This window comes from Paracoccus sp. ME4, assembly GCF_046736325.1.
GTDB lineage: Bacteria > Pseudomonadota > Alphaproteobacteria > Rhodobacterales > Rhodobacteraceae > Paracoccus.
In genome coordinates this window covers 93,110-113,116 of sequence record NZ_CP151277.1, presented here as the reverse complement: position 1 = coordinate 113,116, position 20,007 = coordinate 93,110, and the positions used below count along the sequence as shown (strand labels likewise).

Sequence of the window (20,007 nt, the reverse complement as noted above, 5' to 3'; positions counted from 1 at the left end):
CCATGATTTTCACAAGACTAGCTCCGGGCAATGAAAACCCAAATAGAGCCCGTCATTCTTGAACCGAAAGTAATATTTTTTCGCAAACGTGGCAAGCGTTTCGATACCTGTTATGCGAAAAATCTTGATGGTCTGGTCGTTGATCCCTACCCTACCTCGATGCTGGCCGGCATGCGCCCGCGGCGGGCCGAATGTATGGAGAATGCCCAATGAGACTGTCGATCCTCCTTCAGGCGGCCGGTGTGGCCGGCCTTCTTTCGCAGGCCGCGCATGCGTCCGGGTTGCCTGCCTTCGAGCAGCTCGACATCAATCGCGACGGCATCACCACGGAAGCCGAGATCCGAGACTGGATCGGCGCCCTCCATGCGGGGCTCGACACGGATGGGGATGGCCGCCTGAGCGTGCGCGAGATCACCGCCGGCGGCCATGATGCCGCAACCGCCGAGGCGATCGTGTCGAACAACGACCTGGACCGCAGCGGCCATCTATCCGTCGATGAACTCTCGATGCTGCTTCCGGTGCTCTTCGGCATGGCGGACAAGAACCGCGACGCCATCCTTGAACGCGCGGAATATGACGCGGCCCTGTCGACGCTCCCTCGGCGGTGAGCCGGGGCCTTTCCAGGTCTGGGGCGTCGAGATCCGATCCGGCCGCGCCGGCACGAACTCCGGATTTTCACATACCTGCCGTATAGTGTGAAAAACTGGAGGTGTTGCGATGATTCAGGACTTCGGCGAGAAGATCGATGGGGCCGCCAAGGACCGCTGGCGGCTGTTCCGTCGTCGGCTGGACATGGTCGCGGACGGGGATGTCTCGCGCCACACCCTGGCGGAGATCTTCCCGGAGCCCAACTATACGGCCGAGATCTCGGCCGGGGCATCCTCGACCGTCATGTCCTTCATCAGGACCTGCCGGGAATCCATCGAGAAGAAGCCGCCGGCCGGCAGCCGCAATCTTCTGGGGTGGGTCAGCAGCGTCACGAAGATGCGCAGGATGTGCCGGAGCATACTGGATTCAGGGGTGGACGCGGAACGGATCATCACCCATCTCGAAGCTCAGGGCCGGGCGGGCTCCGCCATGCTCGCGCGTGTGCGCGCTTATGATGCGATCGGACACGACAGCTCGCTGCGGGACTATTCCATCGGCCAGAGCCGCTTCCGCAGCTATGACGGGATCACCTACAATCCTCCGCAGGTCATGTGGGTCTGCCAGTCCCGCAAGAACCGCTTCGAGGCGGTTTCACAGGACTTCGAGACGGTCATCGACCGGCTGCGCGACCACCTGCAGGAGCATGCCGAGAACCGCGTCGCGGCTGATGCCCCCCGCACACGCGTGATCAGCTTCAGCATCTACAGCTACCGTTCGGACCCGGGCACCTTCTGGGTAGGCCGAAAGATCGGGCGGACATACATGGATCTTATGTCCTTCCCGACATCACGGCAGGCACAGGATTACCGCCGGGATCATCACGACGAACTGGTCGCGCTGCATGATGCCCGCCGTCGCCAGGCGCCGGAGCGCGGGGGCGAGAATGCCGATAGGGTCGGACCTGACTGGCGCGGCGGGCGAGACATCAGCCCCGGGGAGTTTCATGCGACCTTCCAGTTCCGGGGCGTCCAGTTCGGCAATTACGTCGAGGGGCCGAAGCGGCAGCGCGATCTGAATGACGCCTATGACGGGCTGATGGATCTCAGCCTGGCGCTCGGTGTCGCCCCGCAAGCCCTTTCGCTCGATGGCCGCCTCGGACTGGCCTTCGGCGCGCGCGGAACGGGCGGGCGCAACCCGGCCAAGGCGCACTACGAGCCCATCGAGACGGTGATCAATCTGACCAAGAACAACGGAGCTGGCTCGCTCGCCCACGAGTGGTTTCATGCCCATGACAACCTGATCGGCAGGATCGGCCGCGGGCTCTCGACCTACGCGAGCCGCATCCAGGTCGGCAGCTCGCAGAACCTGACCTATGATGACCGGGTCCGGATCGACGCACATGCCCGGCTGGCGGAGGATCTCCGCGCCATGCCGATCGCGGAGCGGTCGCGCAACGCGGACCGTTGGCGCAGCAGCCCCTATTTCGGCCTGTCGGAAGAGATCACCGCGCGCAGCTTTGAGGCCTGGGTGATCGACCGGCTCGACCGGCTGGACATCCGCAACGACTATCTCGCGAACATCCTCAGCCTGGAGGTGTTCGCGATCCTGGACGGGGATTCGCAGCGCTATCCATACCCCACGGAGGCCGAGATGCCACGGCTGCGGGCCGCCTTCGAGGACATGTTTCGTGCGGAGGGCCCGATCGTGGCCAGTCTAGGCGGACCACACGAACATGAGGTCCACGAGCGGCCCGGGGCGGCCAGGGAGGCGCGCTCCGTCGCTCCCAGCCCGCCCGACGAGGATCTGCGCCCACCGGTGGCCTGCGCGTCCGGGACGCCTGCCATCGCAAGCGACGCACCAGCCGGACGCGCCGTGGAAAGACAATTGGCCGAGCCGGTCCAGATGGACCTTTTCGAGGCGCTGAATCCGGAGCCGGGCGAAGAGATCAGCTTCGGCTGAGGTCGGCCCCCGGCGCGCGGCATGCGCCGCATGTTGCGACCCTGCCGGACGGGTCATCGCTCTGCTCAGGCCATCCGGTGCCGGGGGGCCTGCGAGATGATCGCGGGACGGCTGCGACTGATCGTCTCCAGCCGTCCATCCCGATGCAGGATCTCACGAGTTTCCTGCCAGAAGACCTCCATACCGTCATGCCAGGCGATCGCTTCGCTTCGGATCATTCGATCGGGATCCGGACACCAATGACCCGCCATCGACCAGCGACGCCCCGGCCGGATTGTGGCGATGAGGAAATCCTCCAGATCGGTGCGGCTCGCCTCGAGAGCCTCCGTATCGAGCATGTAACCGAAGACGCCCTCCCCCGTTGCGGAAAGCATGATGCCTTCGGCGGTCTCAGAGACCATGCCCACGGTGCCGCTGGCCCCGGGCCGAAGCCCGAAGCGGTCCATCTGCTGGTAAAGGCGACCCGGGCCAGGCACATCGAACGGGCCGGCGCGCAGACGACCGTCAGGGAAGGTGCCAAAACCCGCGACCATACGCAGGATCAATGCCATGTATCAAACTCCGTTGTCAGGATTTCGCAGGTAGCATGTTCTTTTTATGTTCTCAATCCTTCACTTAGGTCAGGGCACAGGAATCTCGCCCCAAGGTTGTGGAGCTTCAACCCGTAAGACGCGGTCCGAATTTTCATGACGGGATGATAGGATTTGCGAAATGTCATGAGGGGACCTGTCATGCATATCGATATCGAAGGCGAACTTCGGATCCAGCCCGAGCGCCCCGGCGCCCACGAGCATGAGGGCATGGAGGAAGGCAGTCGATTTTATCGCGCCATGCAGCACCTCGTGAGGCAGGACCTCGGAGGAGGCTGGGCAATTGAGCCCGGCAATACGGATGAGGGTCGATACCGGCTTTCGCTTACGCTTCATGGACGACAGGCGGCGGTCTTCGACGAGAACCGCAGTGGCTCGGGAGCGCCGTCGAGACCTCACATGCGTCTGCATCCACTCATCACCAGACAAGAGGCCCTTTCGACGCTCGAACTTGCCCTGAACATCGGCATCCGGGCAGCGGATCGCATGTGGGACGCCGGAGCCGAGCCCGTGGTGAAGAGCGTGGATGACCCCTTCGAGGCGGATCTGTCCGACATCCGGCAGGAACCCAGCTACGGCTGATGCGAATATTGCAGCAGGCCAAAGACCTGCTATGCTGCGGTCTAATCAAGGGAAAGGCTCCGGAATGACGAAGACGATCAGGATCCTCGGTCGTGAGCGGGCCTATGACGGCCACTTCAAGATCGATCGCTACGAGCTGGAGCAGGAGGCGGATGGCCGCAAGTTCCGCATGGTCCGCGAGAACTTCGAGCGCGGCAACGCCGCAGCGGTCCTGCTCTACGACCCTGAAATGGATGCGGTGCTGACCGTGGAGGAATTCCGCATCGGATATCTGGCCGCCGGCTTCAGCGGCGAGGATTCCTTTACGCTGGGGCCGATCGCAGGCGTCATCGAGGAGGGCTGCAGCCCCGAGGAGACCGTCATCCGTGAGGCCATGGAAGAGGCCGGCGTCGAAATTTGCGAGGCGGATCTTTTGCCCGGCTTCACCACCCTGCCCTCGCCTGGCGGCACCAGCGAGCGGGTGACCATGTTCGTGGCGCGCGCGGATCTGTCGGGCATCGAGCCGGGGCGGCAGTTCGGCGTCGACGGGGAGGCGGAACAGACCTGGCGCCATGTTCTGCCCCGCCAGGATGTCCTGGCCTTGTGCATGAATACTCCCGCCAACGGCCATCTCGCCGCGCTGATGATGCGGCTCGAGATCTCGATCCTCGGCGGCCTGTTTCCCCGAAAGGCGGCGGACGCCGCAGAGCCCGGGATGTGATGACGTCCCGTCCTGCCCCGCACCGCGAGATCCTGGAGGCCCTTTCGGCCCATCTGGGGGCAGGCAGGCTTGAGGCATCGCATATCGAAGCGCTTGCACGTCTCGATCGCATCTGCCCGCCGGAGGGGCGGCACCCTGCCCCGCTCAGGCTCTTCAGGTGCCTGACCGTCGGGGTGGAGGACCATAAGAAGCTTCAGCGTGGCGAGGATGTCCTGCTCGCCCCGCGGAGCCATGATTGCTGGTCGCGTTCCGATCTCGCCATCCGCATGCTGATGCGCATACGCGCGGAGCAGCATGCGGATGGCGCGGTCCTCCTGCTGCGGCGGGACTTCGCGGCAGAGGACATCGCGGTGGATGTCGAAATGCTCGGACGGCATCTCGGCATGGATTGCGGCGGGTTCTGCCAGTGGACGAATTACGTCCTTCCCGAGCGGGAGGTCATCGTGCGCAACGCGGCAGGTGCGGTGACCATCCGGCCTCGCGACGTGATGCAGAGCTGGCACGGTGGGGATCTTCCGAAGCTCTTCGAGCCGGTTATCGGCGAGGTGTTCCAGGATGGGATGGGGGCCGACCGCGTCGTCGAGGAGTATGTAGGCGGTGACGATTGCGGCAATGCCATCGTCCGTTCCGGGGGGGTCCGCTACCGAATGGATTGCCATTCGGGGTTCTGGCATGTGACAGGGGCGACATCGATCCCTGACCGTATATGCTTGGATGTCATTTGCGAATTTCCCTAAATTGCATGATGATCGTCGGATATCTCATGAGGATCCGATCGGCATGGAACGTCGCAACGACAACATCTTCCCGACCGAGGCAATGGCCCGGTATTTCGAGTGGTGCGGCGCTTCGCGCCACGAGGCGATCGCCTATGCCTCCGGCCAGGATGCGGGGAGCTACGACATCGAGAGGGACCGTCCCGACTGGATGCCGATGAACGAGGCCTGCGGCCTGCGCTACACCAGCTGGGAGCTGCACGAGCATCTTGCCGAGTTCACCCGTGAGCTGCCGGGCGGATTCGATGCCTGGGGCTGGGGCAGCACCGACCCCTACGCCGTCTTCGGATCGGATGGTGATGGCTTTGCGTCCCAGGCAGGTCCGGCCGAGGCATCCGACACGCTCGTCCTCGGACTGACCGGCGGGCGCGGCGCGGGAAAGTCCTTCCTGTGCGAGATCCTTGAGGAGATGGAGTTCACCCGCGTCCATCCCTTCAATCCGGGCAAGGCGATGCTGCGCGGCTACTACGTCTCCCGCGGCGCCACCGAGGAACAGGCCATGGCCATGACGGACGGGGCCCTGAAGGATCTGCCAGCCCCGGAGGGCGTCCTCCCCGTCGACATCGAGACGGGAAGGCCGCACACCTCCCGGTTCCTCATGGAGCGTCTTGGACAGTTCATGGCAAGAAGGTTGGGTCTCGACAGCACCATCGGCCGCGAACTCGCGCACTGGTCCCATCTGGGCGCTGAGCGGGTCCTCGTGGACTCTGTCGTCTACGAGGATGCCTATATCCGGACCTATCCCAACGCGGTCATCATGCGGCTCGACCTCGCGGAGGGGTTAAGCAATTCCGGAATCCAGGCAGAGACCAGCGATCGGCACGTGGCGCGGATCGTCCCGGATGTCATCCTGGTCAACTACAAGGATGGGCGAGAAAATCTCGAGGCCGATTTCCTGGCGCTCATGGCCGAAAGGGGCTTCGATTTGAGCAGGGAAACCGCAATCTTCCCAGAGATATGAAGTTGCGAAAAAATTACTACGAATCTACAATTGCCGGGGATTTCGTGGAGGACGGCATGGCAAAGAGTTCGGATGACGGGATCGGTGTCGATCTGATGGACATGGCGCCCGACAGCTTCGAGACCTGCCCGCGCTGCTGGGCCCGGGCCAGTGTGGTCCACGAGGAGCCCTGCAGCGGTGGAGGCCGTCTCGCGCATCTTCATGTCTGCCGTCGCTGTCGCCATAAATGGTGGTCACCGCCGGCCAGCTGGCTGCTTTGCCCGCTGCGCGGCTGCGACGCTCACGGCCTGGACGCCACCGGCCTTGGCGGGCATCGTCTGCTGGTGCATTCCGCGCTGATCGGCGAGCTGCCGGAGGAGACCGCCGCCTCGTTACTGCGCAGCGAGGCCGGCCTGCGGGAGGCGATCTGCCCTGACCGCGAGCTGCTGCAGATCATTCGGGCGCTCTGGACCGGCCTGGGCCACGACCTCGGGACCGCGGTCCGGTGGCTGCACAACCCGAACACCGCGCTGGGCGGGATCCCGGCACGGCTGCTGACCCGCCGCGAGACCGGAGCGGAGATCATCGCCTATCTCGCATCTCGTCAATTTCCGATCTGAGGCGGTCCATGATCAGGTTCATCATCACCCACTCCGGCCGCTTTCACGCGGACGATGTCTGCGCGGCCGCCGTCCTGTCCTGCATCCACCGCGACGCAACGCTCATCCGGACACGGGACGACGGGCTGATGGATCGCCTGCAGGACGAGGCGATCATCTTCGATGTCGGGCGCCGATACGAACCCACGCGCGGACGCTTCGATCACCACATGCGGGACGCTCCGGAGCGCGAGGACGGCACCCCCTACTCCTCTTTCGGCCTTGTCTGGAAGCATCTCGGCCAGGATTATCTTCGCTGCCTCATCGCTGATGCGGACCAGACCGTGTTGCGAGACATCCACGAGCGCATCGACGAGCGGATGGTCCGGCCGATCGACATGGTCGATACCGGCAGGCTCTCGCCTGCGCAGATGGGGTCCGTTGCGGGCATCTCCCTTCCGGAGCTGATCGACACAATGAACCCGCCCTTCGATCCGGATGTCGGCGAGGAACAAGCCGAACGCAGGGCCCGCGATGCGTTCAGCTCGGCGGTCTCTCTCGTCGATGCGATGCTCTCGGCGCGTGTCGTCGATCTCGAGGCGGCTATCCGGTCGCGGGCCGAGATCGAAACGGAAATCAGACAGAACTGGGGCGATCCGATCCTGGTCCTGAAATCGCCCGGTGATGCGCAGGCCGTCATCGACGCCCTTGAGGCCCGCCACGTGCTGATGATCGTGCAGCCGAGCTCCTCGGGTGGTTACGGCCTCACCGTCGGTCGCAGATGCGCGGGCAGCTACGACAACCTGGTCGACCTGCCCGCCGCATGGGGCGGACTGTCCGGCGCCGATCTCCGGGAGGCGACCGGCGTCGAGGGTGCCACCTTCTGCCACAGCGCCCTGTTCTTCGCGGCAGCGACGACACGGGAGGCCGCGCATGATCTCGCGCGCCTGGCGCTCGGCGCTCTGGAGCCGGCGCAGGACCCCAGCCCCAACCCCTGATCCGTTTCTCGGCCATCAGGGTTCCCCTCGGACGAAGGCTTGGGCGGAAATTTGCCCATGTATTTTCGCATATATGGAAATTCGTGCCGTCGTCGGTCATTATCCGGCCGACCAGACAACCACGAGGCAAGGGCGGATTTAGCAAACGCCCGAATTGACATATGCGTTTGAAATTCGTTACGGCCGCGCTTGCGGCATCACTTTTGTTGATGGGCTGCCAGGCACGCTCCGAGACCTCCTACGAGCCCGAAACCGTCACCGTGCCCAAAGCCGTCACTGTGCCTGAACGGCTCATCGTGGATCTGCAGCAGGACTTCGGCCTGACCGAACATCAGGCCGCGGGCATCGCCGGCAATCTGGCGCATGAATCCGGCAACTTCACGATGCTCAAGCAGATCGGCGGCAGCTGTTTCGGCTATTCCCAGTGGTGTGGTTCCCGCAAGAAGGCATTCGATCGCTTTGCAAGCCGGAATGGCGGGCCGACGAGTTATGCGGCAAACTACGGCTTTCTCGCCCGCGAGCTCAGCAGCGCCGAATACGAGGCGATGCTGGAGAGGATCCGTCGCGAGGCGGAGGTCGACGGGAGCACGTTGATCTTCATGAAGGAGTTCCTTCGGCCGTCCGCCAGGACGGCCAATCTCAGCCGCAGGATCCAGTTCGCCGAAACCTACCTGGCCGGTGACTTCGACGGGGCGGCCTGCCTTTCCCGGGTGGCGACGACCGGCAGGAACGGCCCGGCTCCCTGCTGAAGGACCGATGTGAATATGCGACCATATGATGATGAATATCTGGTCGTCACATGCGTCGTCGATCAGCGTCAGGGCCTCCCACTGCGGATGCCAGCGAAATCAGGCAGCGATCGTCTCCGCCTCCCGGGGTCGTCCATCGCCGGAATGAACCTTGTGCATGCGACGGGCCAGGATCAGGCGTTGAGGCAGGCTCATCTGATCGATCCGTTTGCGGGCCGCGTCGCGCGCGCCGCTCCGTCCGCTGGCCAGGAGGAGACGGATTTCGATCATCGTGCAGCCGACCTCCCACTCATCCCGGTCCAGACCGGACAGAGCGCGGAGATCCGCGGCCGCCGCTTCGCGCAGGCGCTCCACCGCCCGGCTGTCCGTTGCGGGCGGAAGCATGTAGGATGTGCCACGCTGTTCCGCGCCCAGCTCCCTGAGCACCAGCCGCGCCATCCGTGAAGCCGGACGGACAGAGACGAAGATGCGACCCTCATAGGGGCCGCCTTGACGACCATCACGAAGAACGAGACCCTGAACAGACATGAGGCAAATCCTGTCATAAATATTTTCGCATTTTATCACGATCCTCATGGGTGTCCAGTGGTCGCCCTCGCACGTGACGCAGGGTCATGCCGGCGCGGGCCCGGGATCGGGTTGGGCCGACAGGATGCCGAGCCGTTCGGCACGTGCCTCCAGCCGCGATCTGAGGATTTCACCGTCGCGGACGCGCTCCTCCCAGAACCGTTCGCGGGTAAGCTCGTTCGTAAGCAGCGCCCGCCCGGAAACGATGGTGTAGTCCGCCATAACCTCGTCGGGGACATGCAGGCCCTCGTCGATCGCATCCTCGACATGGAGCGCATGGGTGCGGGCACGGGCCTGCAGCCCGTCCATCGTGTAATTTGCGGTGGTGAAGCGCTGGCTGACCAGGTCCGCCTCCTTATGGAGCGCGGCCATCAGGCCGCGGCCGCGATAGTCCGGATCCAGATAGGGAAGGATGTAGATGTAGCCTCCGATAAGCCTGTCTCCCCCGGCCTCCCGCAGGCCGGCATTGTGATGCCCGTCAATGGAGAATTCGATTCCGGGATGACCGGGCAACTCAGCCCAGTTGGCGTGCTCATCGACGCTGCGCGAAAGCAGTTCCTCGATCGAGCCCTTGAAGTAGCGGCTGACACGGGCCTCCTGCTCCTCCGAGATGAGGTTGGCCACGCCGAGATACTCGATCAGCCTCATCTGGTGGGGCGGAAGTATATGTTGTGTTTTCGGATACATGTCGGCGTCTCTCGTTTGCGTCACGACCATCCTAATCGCTGAGAGTGAAAATCCCCCCTCGCGATGCGACCGGCAGGCAACGATGCGGTAGACTTGCCATGGGGACATGGAAATAGTAATAAGCGAATAACAATAGACGGAATGCGCGATGACTGCTCTCCACGACAAACGGGCCCTTGCGTCCATTCTTGCCGCGGGCGCCATGCTCTCGCTGATTTATGCGGCGATCCTCGAGCTCCATCTTCCCGATATCCTGGACAGCAGTTCCATGGCTCATCGCATCTTCGGCGGCTTGATGATCCTGCTCCTGCTGTTCCCGCTCCCGCTTGCGATCGGCGATTGCCTGGGCATCTTCCGCTGCAGGTTCCGTGAAATGTTCATGTCCCTCCCGCCCCCGGGCGAAGCGCCTGGGGCGCATTCGGATCGCGCCCGGATCATGGCAACGACCCATTCGGCGGCCGCACTGGTCCCTGCCCTGATCTTTTCGCTCAGCCTGGCCCAGGTCGGGGTCAACCTCCTCGGCAGGCCACTCGGCCTGGCCCTGTTCTACTGCATTCCGGCGCTGACCCTCTACCTGGTCCGGATCATCGGACATGACGGACGGACAGGACCCGTCTTTCAGCGCTGCGTCATTACCCTGGGTGCGGGCATCGGGGTTTTCTGGGCGGGCGCGTTCGGTATGGATTTTCTTCGGTCCGCGTTATCTTGACCCCTACCACACGGGAGGTCTTGGATGGAGCGCGCATCACCACTCGCCTTGGACTGGCGAAAGACCAGAAACGATTTCCGGACCCGGACCCTGATGCAGAACCTGTTCCACTACGGGATGCACGGGACCATCGTGGGCACCGGCATGTTCGGCGTGGCCATGTCCGCCTTCGGGGACTGGGACACCGCCAGTCGGTCCATCGACCTCGCCATGTCAGGAGACAGCAGGGCGGCGATGATCGAGTTTCTGCGCTTCACGGCAGACGGCATCGACGAGCTGTCCCGTGCGACGAATGAGTTCTTCGAGATGGCGAAGGAGATCGCCCGAACCGAGTGGCAGGCATTCGCGGAGGACCGGATGCATCCTTTCAAGGCCCTGAGCGATTTCTTCAGCGGCCTGCCTGGCGGCGACACGATCCAGCAGTGGGCCGATTACTTCGGCAAGAAGCTCGGCGCTCCTTTCGGAAGCGCAGGCTCCTTCATCGAGAAATACTCTTCCGCCGCTCTCTCCTTCATCGGCACGACGATCGTGCCGCTGGCCGTGACCGGTTTCGCGGCCAAGAAGACGATCAAGGCTCTGAGCACCTGCGCAAATGCTGCAGCGAGCGCCTTCGCCAGGATCAACGGCGGCATCGCCGGGGCCATCCGCAGGATCCGCGGCATGCCGGAGCCTGCCATCCCCCCGGTCTACGATGTCCTGCGGGACGGGGTCCCGGATGCGCTGACGGGTGATCCGAAGAAGCATCATGCCCTGCATGAAAAGCTCACCGATGGATTCCAGGAGGGCTCGATGCCGAAGCACGTGGCGCAGGGAATGGCGGATACGCTCATGGCCCATTTCATCGCGCTGAAGGATGCAGGAACGGACCTCAAGGCGCAGATCGCCGAGAAGGACGAAAGGCTTCGCGACCAGGACGAGCATATCGCGGAGCAGAGGCGCCGCCTGGAAGCACAGGAAGAACTGATCGCGTCACTCCGGCGGGAGGTCGCGAAGATCGGTCATGACGTGGCCGCCCTCTCTTCTCGGAACGATCCCGCAGGCGACGGACCTTCTCCGGGCTGATAGCCCCCGACATTGCAGGCCCTGACTGTGCAAAAAGGAAACGCGATCTTGCTCTGAAATGCTGTGTGATATATAATTATTCGCATAATCATTCCAGGATTTCCGCATGACCGAACAGTCCCGCTACGATGAGCTCGTCTCCCGCATCACACAGGCGAACATCGACTATCACCGCGACGATGCGCCGACCATCTCGGATGCGGATTACGACGCGATGCGTGGTGAGCTGGCGAGGCTCCTGGACGCCCGCCCGGATCTTGCCTCCGGGGACGGCAGTCCGCTCGACAAGGTCGGCGGCCCGCTGGCGGAGGGCTTCGGCCGGATCACACATGCTCTCCCCATGCTCTCGCTGGCCAATGCCTTCGACACGGTGGATGTCACGGAGTTCGTCGCGAGCGTCGGCGCGGAGCAGGACATCCTGGCGGAGCCGAAGATCGACGGTCTGGCGCTGAGCCTGCGTTACGTGAACGGGCTTCTGGTCCATGCGGCCACCCGGGGCGACGGGGCGGTCGGTGAGGATGTCACCCTCAATGCGCGAGAGATCACGGATATTCCTCAGAAGCTGCCTTCCTGGGCTCCGGATCTCATCGAGGTCCGCGGCGAGGTCTACATGTCCCATGCGGTCTTTGCCGACCTGAATGCGGATGCCGCAGCCGGCAAGGGCCGGGCCTTCGCAAACCCCCGCAACGCGGCCGCTGGCTCGATGCGCCAGCTCGATCCGTCGATCACTCGAGCGCGCAGCCTCTCCTTCTTCGCCTATGGCTGGGGTGAGGTGGAAAGCTCGCTATCGGAGACGCAGTTCGGCGCGATGAAGCTGATCGAGATGCTGGGGTTCAAGGTGAACCCACTCCTGAAGATCTGCAAGGGCGCAGCGGATCTCGATGCCCATTACCAGGTCATCCAGCAGGCTCGTGCGGGACTGGGCTATGATATCGATGGGGTCGTCTACAAGGTGGACGATCTGGCTGTCCAGGAGCGGCTCGGCTTCCGTTCGACCACGCCCCGGTGGGCGGTGGCACACAAGTTTCCGGCCGAGAAGGCCTGGACCAGGCTCGAGGCCATCGAGATCCAGGTGGGCCGCACCGGTGCATTGTCGCCGGTCGCCCGCCTCCAGCCGGTCACGGTGGGCGGGGTGCTCGTATCCAACGCGACACTGCACAACCTCGACTACATCCGTGGCCGCAGTTCCGATGGGAGCGAGATCCGCGGCGGGGTCGATCTGCGCGAGGGCGACTGGGTGGAGATCTATCGGGCGGGCGACGTGATCCCGAAGGTCGGCGCGGTCGATATCACCAAACGCCCCGGGACGAGCCGTGCCTACGAGTTCCCCGACCGCTGCCCCAGCTGCGGCGCCTTGGCCATCACGGACAAGTCCGTGACCTATTGCTCGGGAGGGCTGACCTGCCCCGACCAGATCGTCGAGCGCCTCAAGCACCTGGTTTCGAAACCCGCATTGGATATCGACGGCATGGGCGCGGAGGCGGTCATCGAGCTTTGCGAGGCCGGCCTGATCTCCGAGCCGGCCGACATCTTCCGCCTGAAGGACAGTTTGGGAGTCGACGGTCTTGCGGCCCGCGAGGGCTGGGGCGTGCAGAGCGCGGCACGACTGCTGACCTCGATCGAGGCGGCCCGCACCCGGCCGCTGTCGCGGGTGATCTGCGCGCTGGGCATCCGCCGTGTCGGGCAGAACACCGCGCGGGACCTGGCCAATGCGTTCCTGACCTGGGAGCGCTTCGCAGGGGTGATGGAGGGGCTGTGCCTCGATCATTCCCTGGCAGGCATCCGCGTGGCCAAGGCCATGGCCGCATCCGGTGCAAGCGCGCAGAAGATGGAGACCGAGGCCTGGTCGATCGTGGCGCGCGAAACCATCGGGGTTGAGGGGATCGGGCCCGAAGCCGCCCGCTACCTCGCATTGGCCTTCAGCCGCAAAGGGGATCTCTCGCGCATCGAGGCGCTGGCATCCGAAATGACGGTCACGGCCATGGAGGCCCCGAAGACCGTCGGGGCTGTCGCCGGCATGACCATCGTCTTCACCGGGGGTCTCGAACGCATCGGACGAAACGAGGTCAAGGAAATCGCCGAGCGCCATGGCGCGAAGGCCTCGGGATCCGTCTCCGCAAAGACCAGCCTGGTCGTTGCCGGCCCGGGCGCGGGATCGAAGCTGGCCAAGGCCAGGGACCTCGGCATCCGGGTCATCTCGGAGCAGGAGTTCTTCGATCTCATCGAATCCTGATGCCAGGTGGCCCGCCAGGCGCGGGCCACCGGCTTGTCCAGATGCGGATACTCAAGGATCGCCCCGGCGCGAATTCTCCACGCCATTAAAATCTGACTTTAATTCGCAAATCCAAGCGTGTTACTGAACTGCATCATACGGCGATAATGATCGCAACCGCTCCACATATTTTTCCGATATTCAGGGCGATGACGCATCGATAATTGATGGGTCATTATTCGTCTTGATGATTCATTGCCATGGCCATATCAAGCTGCCATTATTTACGGGCCAAACATATGAGGTGTGGGGATGACTATTTCTGACGTCGAGTTGGATGCATTGGATGTCGCCGATCTAAAAAAGATCAGGCGTCAGGTCGATGCCGCCATTGATGGATACGCCAAGCGCCAGATGCGCATTGCACTGGAGGAGATCGAGGCGGTCGCCAAGAAGCACGGCATGACGCTCGACGATATCACCAATGCACGGAAGTTCACCAAGGTCCGTAAACCGCGGCCCGTCGCAAGTCGATACCGCAACCCGAAGGATGCCTCGCAGATCTGGACCGGAAGGGGTCGCAAGCCGGCCTGGTTCACCCAGGCCATCGAAGACGGTCTGGACAAGAATGACATGCTCATCAAGGATTGAACGGCTGGCGGGGTAACCCCCCGCCATTGCGCCCATCTGGTGGGAAACCATATGACGACCTTGATGTGCGAATATTGAAAGTTCCAGGTGCTTCCCCGTGGCAAGCTCATCCACAAAGGCCTGGCCCGTCGCCATCAGCATGCGCGTCACATTACGGCGAAATCGCGGAGGATCTACCCCGGTGATCCGAAGGCTTGAGACGAAAATCACCTTGCAGCTTGCTCTTTCCCGGGCTGCGGAAACGGGCGCCGTTTGATCGGAAAACCGAGCTTCGTCGAGATCCGGCGGTCAGGGCAGCGCGTTGCGCGCCGAGGCAAGCGGCGCCATGCCGGACTGCTCGATGGCATCCTCAGATAGTCTGCGCACTGCCGATGCCTCTGGCCGGCCCGATCGTCAGCGATTGAGTGGACCGCAATTCTAACAAAGATATGCGAAAAACATTATTGACCACCCCATCAGAGAATGCCTATTCTGACTGCGTGGAGTTCCCGTCTTCCGGATTGAAGCCAAGGCATGCAGAGGTCGCAGCAGGTCCCGTTGCGCACCGAACCTTGGCATTTCACTGTCTGGAGGGGTGAGCCAAGGAGATTATGTCATGCGCCAGTCCGCCGTCAAACAGTCAGGAACCATGGGCCACGCCGCGGCCACGCAATTGGCGCGGGACGGTATCGAACGCATTGAGCGGCAGTCGCTGCATAGCATCCAGGGGCTTCGGGCCCATACCGGAAGCCGCATGTCGCGGCAGGACGCCATGCGCCGCATCCACGCGGCGTTCGGCAAGAACGCGATCGGTTACGCCCATGACGAAGAATGCCGCTCAGGTCTCGTCGGATACATCAGCACGATGCGGTCGGCATCGCTCTACAAGGGCGTGGGCGTCGTGAGCGCGCAGTTCGATCTCGATCCCTCCGCTCCCCGTATCGGGGTCGATGAGCGCCTCGAATCCATGATCGACCTTCACATCCTCAAGAGATTGAGCCAGCGCGCTGGGGTGAGGGATCTTCCGGAGCAGATCCGGTTGTGCATGCCCGCGATCGGATGGTGCGCTGCGGCAAACCTGGCCGGTATCGAGGCCCGTTTCGTCGTCGCGACGCGGGCAGGTCTGTGGTTCTGCCGCAGGGAGCCGCTACCTGATCAGGCCGGGCGGGACATCTGCGGTCCCGTGTCGAGGATCGTCACCTTCTGTGCGGCCACGGAACTGAATGGAGCGCAGCGGCGCGGCTGGTCGGCACTCATGGAGGCAGGTGTCGAACGGGCCGCCCCGCCATGGCCGGGGATGCCTGCATTGCGCCCCGATGACATGCGCCATCTGTGCTCCATGGTCACCGTTGCGATGCAAATGCGAAATGCAAATTCATGCTCAAATTGAGACCCGTTGAGGCTGATCGATCCTCCACCCGCGGACAGCCGACAGTGCTCGTCCCGCACTACGTGACCGAACGATCCGAGGAGATCATGTGGCGCCTCGGCTTTCTCGAAGGCCGCCAGTCGGCCATGGCGGAAGCGCGGCCTCGAGCGCCCCGACCATCCCGCATGCTGCGGCGCATGCTGAGCGTCCTGCTGACCGCCGCCAGGCTCGCTGTTCTCGCGGCGCTGGTATGGTGCCTGGTGCATGCCGCCATGAGCCTCGGATACCGTCGCGCGCTGGTCGACATGAAGCGGTGGTCCGACATGCCCTCCCAGGACGGCAGGGCCGTCCGACAGGGCGCCAACGCAGATTTCAAACCGGCCGCAACGGCCTCGGCGCTCGCCCGATATCGGGCGCCCTAACCCCATTTCTCGAAGGTCAACATGAAAGTCTGGTATACGAAGGGCCTCTCCAACACGGCTGATGCGATGCGGATCCTCCGCCGCGCCTACGGTGAGGACATCACTCTCGTCGGCTCGCACAGCTCCCCCGACAGCCCGGTCCGTGGCGTCTCGGACATCTTCCTGCAGGAGCCGCCCAGCACCGCGAACTACGCGGAATGGGTCATGGAAAAGGCGTCTGAAAACGACATCGACCTGATCATCGTGCAGCGGGGACTGATGCAGCTCTGGCCGGAAAGGGACGCCTTCGAGGCGGCCGGCATTCGCCTCCACATGAGCGCCTCGCCGGAGGTGTCAAAGCTCTTGGACCGCAAGGACCTGTTCGGACTGAAGCTCGAGAAGCTCGACATTCCGACCCCTGCTTTCGAGGCTTTCAGGACCCTCGAGGAGTTCGAAGAGGCAGCTGAGATCCTGCGCCGGGACGGCAATGCGCCGGACGGACTGTGCATCAAGCCGGTCACCGGAATCTTCGGATCCGGTTTCCGTCAGCTGGTCGAGGATGCCCGCGAAGAGGAGCTGATCCTCGGCAACCGCTTCTACGAGATGGGTCTCGAACAGCTCAGGGGAATGCTCTCGCGTGCCCCTTTCAGCCGGGACATGATGGTCATGCGTTACCTGCCCGGCGTGGAGCGGTCGGTCGATTTCCTGGCCCGTGACGGCCGGCTGATCACCGGGATCTCCCGGGTCAAGCATGATGGCTTCCAGCTCCTGGAAGCGGACGGTGCGGCGCTCGACCATGCCGAGACCCTGGTGTCGCAGTTCGGCCTGAACGGCATCTGCAACATGCAGACGCGCGAGGATGCGGAGGGCAACCAGTTCGTCCTCGAGATCAATCCGCGCATGTCCGGTGGCATGCAGATGTCGTGCCTGGGCGGCGTCCTTCTGCCTGCCTGGGACGTGGCCCTTGCCCTCAACCTTCGCCCCGAAGGACAGATCCCGCCGGTCGCGGACGGAACGATCGTGCGCCTCCAGGAGGTGCCGGTGGCGGCCTGAGCCGCGTCGGTCAATCCCGCTTGCCGAGCCCTCGGCCGCCCGCGTGCCGGCCTTGGCGCTTTCAGGGGCCGCAATAGTTTATCCGCATCCCGATGTCATGCCCGCTGCGAGAACGAGGGGTGGACCGGTCCGTGGTCGCGCAACGGGCTGCCCGCACAGCCGGGTGCGGACAAGACCCGAGGCGCGATGGTTACCGGGCTGGAGCATCGCCATGACCCACCCGTCGGAAGCGACGCGACCTGGCACCCCTCGCGCCGAGGCGAGGTCACCCTTATCGGGCGTCTGCCCTCCAGGCGACGCTCCGCGGGGCTCAGCAAAATCGTATTGGGTGATGGATCAGGCCCGGCCCCTGCTTGGCGACATGCCGGCCCGACCGCAGGCAGACGATGGGCCTGCATGCCGTTTTCCTTTTATTTCATGGTAATCGTGGCGCAATGATACGCAATACTCATTAAATATAACGAGTTTTCCGCATTGCCTGATAGCAGGACATGCCGGCCGGTCCTCCATCGGAGGTGCCACGAAGCTCCGCGTGACCCCGGTTCTTATCGGGCCTGGCCGCGTGCCGGCGGATCGTGGCGCGGCGGGCCCGGTCTGTCGGTGCGCGTCCTGACCGGTCGGGAGACCCGGAAATGGTCACGCGGATGTCCCGCAGACCGACAGCATTCGCGTCCACAAGGGGGCTGCCGCCCGCGCCGGACCGCCCTGCCCTCCCATGCTACTCCTTTCGATAATATGGGGCGAGGAGATGCTACATACTTATTCGAGGCCGCCTACATCCTGTCGGATTTCCCGCCCATGACGAGCATCCAGAACCAGCTCGGAAATACTAAAATGATGCTGCGCGAGATCCATACCCTCAGTCAGACCCCATGACAGAGCCCAAACCCGCCACTCATGTCCCGCCATGTAAGACCCAAGGCCTGTGATCATCTGCAGGAATGCATCAGATGGGCGATGCTCATGCCAGGACCGATCGGACCGGTTCGAGCAGCACCCGAGATGATGACATCCCGCCACCGTCCATGCCTTCTTTCATCCACGCGGCATCCCGGTTCTATGATCGCCCACCAGCATCGACCCGTCTCCATGATCGACAATTTCACCGTTTAACCCACCCGTTCACGGCCCCTCAGCCCACCAGGTTCACGTCCATCCAGACGACCGGGATCATCCAAGACGCACATGCCATCCGACACCAAGAACATGCCTCTCATTGGTCCTTTCGCTTCGACCGCCCTTCCCTCGAATGGTTCGTCCCCCCGCAATGAGACGCGTCCTTCCAGGCGTGGGCAGCGACCCTAAGGACAGGCACGGGATTCCGACCCGCGCGTCCGTCGGTCGAATGCGCGACGTCTCCTCTGTGGCGAGGGAAAGCTTCATGTGCTCGGGGAGATCCGGCATCCGATCCGCTCATCCAGAGAGCCGGCCGTGCCCCGCCGTTCGTTGCGGTGGTCGCCTACGGCGGCTTTGAAATCGATCGCCGCGGCATTCTCCTCCATCACGGTCGCGCATCTGACATGGGCCGGAGACCTGCCCCATTCGGAGATAATGGCCCGTCGCGATCCGAGCGAAATCGACGGGCGATCCGATCCGCACAACCGGTGTGCGGAGCAACTCTCCGGCCTGAGATGTTCAGACTGACGGTCGGTGGTCCGGCTCGGGATGAGCCCTTGATCTGCCCCGGACCGCCGCGATCTCCATGGTCAAAAAACGACATCCACCATGGCTCTGTCACGACCATCCCGAGGTTGCTGAAATGATCCGACGAGGCCCCGAGGGGCCGGGTCGGCAGCCGCCGGACAGGCCTCTTCTGTCTTCGGGGGAAAGGAGTTCCTGCCTCTCGATTTTGGACGCCGCCTTCTCTGTTCTTCGTTTCCCCGGCGCCGATCATCGGCCATCCTTTTCACATGGTCGGATACGGGAGCGCCGGCTCTGGCCGGATCTCGACGAGCCCCCGAAGCAGTCGCTCCGCCTCACGACCGGGCTCGACCTGATCCGGGTATCCGAGCGCCACATTTCTGATCCGGGTGCGCCCATGGTCGAGCGCGGGCCCGGCATGCGTGTGACCGTGAAACCAGACGTCCGGCGCGCCGGCCTCGATCAGGCCGCGCAGATCGGAGGCATAGGCCGGTGCGGTCTCGTCCTCGTCGTCACTGTCATCGCCGGTCACCTGCGCAACGGAGCCCGGGTGGGGAGCGTGATGCGTGACCGCGATGCTGCGTCCGTCGAAGGGCTCCGCCAGCCGCGCCGCGAGCCAGTCCCGATGGGCATCATGAATGCGGACCGTATCTTTCGGGTCCATTCTGCCGTAGCCGTTGCCGGCCATGCGGATGTAGCGGTAGTCGTTCATCCGGCGGCGTGCCATCGCCATGCCCTGCGCCTGGTCGCCATGAAGTGCAAGATCGGTCCAGAGCGTGCAGCAGAGGAGGCGGGTGTCGCCGAAGCGAAGCTCGGCCTGCTGAGCGAAGTGGGCGCCGGCCTTCTCGGCGATCTGCGCGAGCCGGTCCTCTCCATCGATGCGGAAGTCGTAGTAGTCGTGATTGCCGGGCATGACCCAGACGCGCGACAGGTCGATCCGCCGGCCGATTGCCTCCAGCGCATGTGGCCACCGCACCTTCGGCTTGTTGGTGAGATCTCCGGCAATGACCAGCGCCTCGAGATCCGCAAGCCTTTCGCCCGCCTCGCTGTCGAACGGGTCACGCCGCGCGGCGCCCCAGAGGTCCATGTGAAGGTCCGACATGACAAGGAGTTCTTTATTCATTTCGAGGGATTCCATATTGCTGATTTAAGCAGTCGGTATTTTCATTTCGCAAAAGGACGGGTTAATTTTCAT

At 63.5% G+C, this 20,007-nt stretch carries 21 protein-coding genes; 17 read left to right on the top strand and 4 right to left on the bottom strand.

Annotated features, from left to right (window positions below; translation table 11 throughout):
* Window positions 1-30 precede the first annotated feature (30 nt).
* From AACG61_RS16125 to AACG61_RS16115, 3 genes are all read left to right on the top strand, one after another.
* Window positions 31-213, top strand: a complete 183-nt coding sequence (locus AACG61_RS16125) for a hypothetical protein (RefSeq protein ID WP_411839981.1) — start codon at window positions 31-33, stop codon at window positions 211-213.
* On the top strand, window positions 210-608 hold the full coding sequence (locus AACG61_RS16120; protein WP_411839980.1) for an EF-hand domain-containing protein: 399 nt from the start codon (window positions 210-212) through the stop codon (window positions 606-608). The genes AACG61_RS16125 and AACG61_RS16120 overlap by 4 nt, the downstream gene beginning before the upstream one ends.
* Before the next feature lie 109 nt (window positions 609-717).
* Window positions 718-2,547: an LPD5 domain-containing protein gene (locus tag AACG61_RS16115; protein ID WP_411839979.1), complete on the top strand. Its 1,830-nt coding sequence runs from the start codon at window positions 718-720 to the stop codon at window positions 2,545-2,547.
* Between the two features lie 65 nt (window positions 2,548-2,612).
* On the opposite strand, the gene AACG61_RS16110 is transcribed toward AACG61_RS16115, so the two are convergent.
* The gene (locus AACG61_RS16110) at window positions 2,613-3,098 is read right to left on the bottom strand and encodes a hypothetical protein (protein WP_411839978.1); all 486 of its coding nucleotides are present in this window, start codon (window positions 3,096-3,098) and stop codon (window positions 2,613-2,615) included.
* Between the two features lie 180 nt (window positions 3,099-3,278).
* Between AACG61_RS16110 and AACG61_RS16105 the strand changes: the two genes are divergently transcribed.
* From AACG61_RS16105 to AACG61_RS16075, 7 genes are all read left to right on the top strand, one after another.
* Window positions 3,279-3,719: a hypothetical protein gene (locus tag AACG61_RS16105; protein ID WP_411839977.1), complete on the top strand. Its 441-nt coding sequence runs from the start codon at window positions 3,279-3,281 to the stop codon at window positions 3,717-3,719.
* Window positions 3,720-3,783: 64 nt separating this feature from the next.
* Window positions 3,784-4,419 carry an NUDIX domain-containing protein gene (locus AACG61_RS16100; protein WP_411839976.1) on the top strand — a complete coding sequence of 212 codons (636 nt, stop codon included), beginning with the start codon at window positions 3,784-3,786 and terminating at the stop codon, window positions 4,417-4,419.
* Window positions 4,419-5,156 (top strand): hypothetical protein, encoded by a 738-nt coding sequence (locus AACG61_RS16095; protein WP_411839975.1) that lies wholly within the window; start codon window positions 4,419-4,421, stop codon window positions 5,154-5,156. The genes AACG61_RS16100 and AACG61_RS16095 overlap by 1 nt, the downstream gene beginning before the upstream one ends.
* A 43-nt stretch (window positions 5,157-5,199) precedes the next feature.
* Window positions 5,200-6,156, top strand: a complete 957-nt coding sequence (locus AACG61_RS16090) for a hypothetical protein (RefSeq protein ID WP_411839974.1) — start codon at window positions 5,200-5,202, stop codon at window positions 6,154-6,156.
* 56 nt (window positions 6,157-6,212) lie between these two features.
* The gene (locus tag AACG61_RS16085; RefSeq protein WP_411839973.1) at window positions 6,213-6,755 is read left to right on the top strand and encodes an antitoxin Xre/MbcA/ParS toxin-binding domain-containing protein; all 543 of its coding nucleotides are present in this window, start codon (window positions 6,213-6,215) and stop codon (window positions 6,753-6,755) included.
* 8 nt (window positions 6,756-6,763) lie between these two features.
* The gene (locus AACG61_RS16080; RefSeq protein WP_411839972.1) at window positions 6,764-7,732 is read left to right on the top strand and encodes an MYG1 family protein; all 969 of its coding nucleotides are present in this window, start codon (window positions 6,764-6,766) and stop codon (window positions 7,730-7,732) included.
* A 161-nt stretch (window positions 7,733-7,893) separates the two neighbouring features.
* A complete protein-coding gene (locus tag AACG61_RS16075; RefSeq protein ID WP_411839971.1) occupies window positions 7,894-8,481 on the top strand; it encodes a phage tail tip lysozyme in 588 nt (195 codons plus the stop codon).
* 99 nt (window positions 8,482-8,580) lie between these two features.
* Here AACG61_RS16075 and AACG61_RS16070 read toward each other — a convergent pair whose 3' ends face one another.
* Together AACG61_RS16070 and AACG61_RS16065 are read right to left on the bottom strand one after the other, a co-directional pair.
* Window positions 8,581-8,919, bottom strand: a complete 339-nt coding sequence (locus AACG61_RS16070) for a hypothetical protein (RefSeq protein ID WP_411839970.1) — start codon at window positions 8,917-8,919, stop codon at window positions 8,581-8,583.
* 174 nt (window positions 8,920-9,093) lie between these two features.
* On the bottom strand, window positions 9,094-9,696 hold the full coding sequence (locus AACG61_RS16065) for a hypothetical protein (RefSeq protein WP_411839969.1): 603 nt from the start codon (window positions 9,694-9,696) through the stop codon (window positions 9,094-9,096).
* 187 nt (window positions 9,697-9,883) lie between these two features.
* On the opposite strand from AACG61_RS16065, the gene AACG61_RS16060 reads away from it, so the two are divergent.
* From AACG61_RS16060 to AACG61_RS16030, 7 genes are all read left to right on the top strand, one after another.
* Entirely contained in the window at window positions 9,884-10,444 is a 561-nt protein-coding gene (locus tag AACG61_RS16060) for a hypothetical protein (RefSeq protein WP_411839968.1), read from the top strand.
* Window positions 10,445-10,537: 93 nt separating this feature from the next.
* Complete coding sequence (locus AACG61_RS16055; RefSeq protein WP_411839967.1) at window positions 10,538-11,506, top strand: hypothetical protein; 969 nt, start codon at window positions 10,538-10,540, stop codon at window positions 11,504-11,506.
* Window positions 11,507-11,612: 106 nt separating this feature from the next.
* Window positions 11,613-13,739 (top strand): NAD-dependent DNA ligase LigA, encoded by a 2,127-nt coding sequence (gene ligA, locus AACG61_RS16050; protein ID WP_411839966.1) that lies wholly within the window; start codon window positions 11,613-11,615, stop codon window positions 13,737-13,739.
* A 291-nt stretch (window positions 13,740-14,030) separates the two neighbouring features.
* Window positions 14,031-14,369 carry an H-NS family nucleoid-associated regulatory protein gene (locus tag AACG61_RS16045; RefSeq protein WP_411839965.1) on the top strand — a complete coding sequence of 113 codons (339 nt, stop codon included), beginning with the start codon at window positions 14,031-14,033 and terminating at the stop codon, window positions 14,367-14,369.
* A gap of 595 nt (window positions 14,370-14,964) precedes the next feature.
* Window positions 14,965-15,738: a hypothetical protein gene (locus AACG61_RS16040; RefSeq protein WP_411839964.1), complete on the top strand. Its 774-nt coding sequence runs from the start codon at window positions 14,965-14,967 to the stop codon at window positions 15,736-15,738.
* Complete coding sequence (locus AACG61_RS16035; RefSeq protein ID WP_411839963.1) at window positions 15,726-16,139, top strand: hypothetical protein; 414 nt, start codon at window positions 15,726-15,728, stop codon at window positions 16,137-16,139. Before AACG61_RS16040 ends, AACG61_RS16035 begins: the two co-directional genes overlap by 13 nt.
* Before the next feature lie 21 nt (window positions 16,140-16,160).
* Complete coding sequence (locus AACG61_RS16030) at window positions 16,161-17,171, top strand: ATP-grasp domain-containing protein (RefSeq protein WP_411839962.1); 1,011 nt, start codon at window positions 16,161-16,163, stop codon at window positions 17,169-17,171.
* 1,906 nt (window positions 17,172-19,077) lie between these two features.
* Here the strand turns inward: AACG61_RS16030 and AACG61_RS16025 are convergent.
* Window positions 19,078-19,950, bottom strand: a complete 873-nt coding sequence (locus AACG61_RS16025) for a metallophosphoesterase (RefSeq protein WP_411839961.1) — start codon at window positions 19,948-19,950, stop codon at window positions 19,078-19,080.
* Between the last annotated feature and the right edge of the window lie 57 nt (window positions 19,951-20,007).

Excerpts from the sequence above, each read along its gene's own strand:
- AACG61_RS16125 (WP_411839981.1), top strand. The coding sequence starts at position 31 with ATGAAAACCCAAATAGAGCCCGTCATTCTTGAACCGAAAGTAATATTT.
- AACG61_RS16120 (WP_411839980.1), top strand. The coding sequence starts at position 210 with ATGAGACTGTCGATCCTCCTTCAGGCGGCCGGTGTGGCCGGCCTTCTT.
- AACG61_RS16115 (WP_411839979.1), top strand. The coding sequence starts at position 718 with ATGATTCAGGACTTCGGCGAGAAGATCGATGGGGCCGCCAAGGACCGC.
- AACG61_RS16110 (WP_411839978.1), bottom strand. The coding sequence starts at position 3,098 with ATGGCATTGATCCTGCGTATGGTCGCGGGTTTTGGCACCTTCCCTGAC.
- AACG61_RS16105 (WP_411839977.1), top strand. The coding sequence starts at position 3,279 with ATGCATATCGATATCGAAGGCGAACTTCGGATCCAGCCCGAGCGCCCC.
- AACG61_RS16100 (WP_411839976.1), top strand. The coding sequence starts at position 3,784 with ATGACGAAGACGATCAGGATCCTCGGTCGTGAGCGGGCCTATGACGGC.
- AACG61_RS16095 (WP_411839975.1), top strand. The coding sequence starts at position 4,419 with ATGACGTCCCGTCCTGCCCCGCACCGCGAGATCCTGGAGGCCCTTTCG.
- AACG61_RS16090 (WP_411839974.1), top strand. The coding sequence starts at position 5,200 with ATGGAACGTCGCAACGACAACATCTTCCCGACCGAGGCAATGGCCCGG.
- AACG61_RS16085 (WP_411839973.1), top strand. The coding sequence starts at position 6,213 with ATGGCAAAGAGTTCGGATGACGGGATCGGTGTCGATCTGATGGACATG.
- AACG61_RS16080 (WP_411839972.1), top strand. The coding sequence starts at position 6,764 with ATGATCAGGTTCATCATCACCCACTCCGGCCGCTTTCACGCGGACGAT.
- AACG61_RS16075 (WP_411839971.1), top strand. The coding sequence starts at position 7,894 with ATGCGTTTGAAATTCGTTACGGCCGCGCTTGCGGCATCACTTTTGTTG.
- AACG61_RS16070 (WP_411839970.1), bottom strand. The coding sequence starts at position 8,919 with ATGGCGCGGCTGGTGCTCAGGGAGCTGGGCGCGGAACAGCGTGGCACA.
- AACG61_RS16065 (WP_411839969.1), bottom strand. The coding sequence starts at position 9,696 with ATGAGGCTGATCGAGTATCTCGGCGTGGCCAACCTCATCTCGGAGGAG.
- AACG61_RS16060 (WP_411839968.1), top strand. The coding sequence starts at position 9,884 with ATGACTGCTCTCCACGACAAACGGGCCCTTGCGTCCATTCTTGCCGCG.
- AACG61_RS16055 (WP_411839967.1), top strand. The coding sequence starts at position 10,538 with ATGCAGAACCTGTTCCACTACGGGATGCACGGGACCATCGTGGGCACC.
- ligA (WP_411839966.1), top strand. The coding sequence starts at position 11,613 with ATGACCGAACAGTCCCGCTACGATGAGCTCGTCTCCCGCATCACACAG.
- AACG61_RS16045 (WP_411839965.1), top strand. The coding sequence starts at position 14,031 with ATGACTATTTCTGACGTCGAGTTGGATGCATTGGATGTCGCCGATCTA.
- AACG61_RS16040 (WP_411839964.1), top strand. The coding sequence starts at position 14,965 with ATGCGCCAGTCCGCCGTCAAACAGTCAGGAACCATGGGCCACGCCGCG.
- AACG61_RS16035 (WP_411839963.1), top strand. The coding sequence starts at position 15,726 with ATGCTCAAATTGAGACCCGTTGAGGCTGATCGATCCTCCACCCGCGGA.
- AACG61_RS16030 (WP_411839962.1), top strand. The coding sequence starts at position 16,161 with ATGAAAGTCTGGTATACGAAGGGCCTCTCCAACACGGCTGATGCGATG.
- AACG61_RS16025 (WP_411839961.1), bottom strand. The coding sequence starts at position 19,950 with ATGGAATCCCTCGAAATGAATAAAGAACTCCTTGTCATGTCGGACCTT.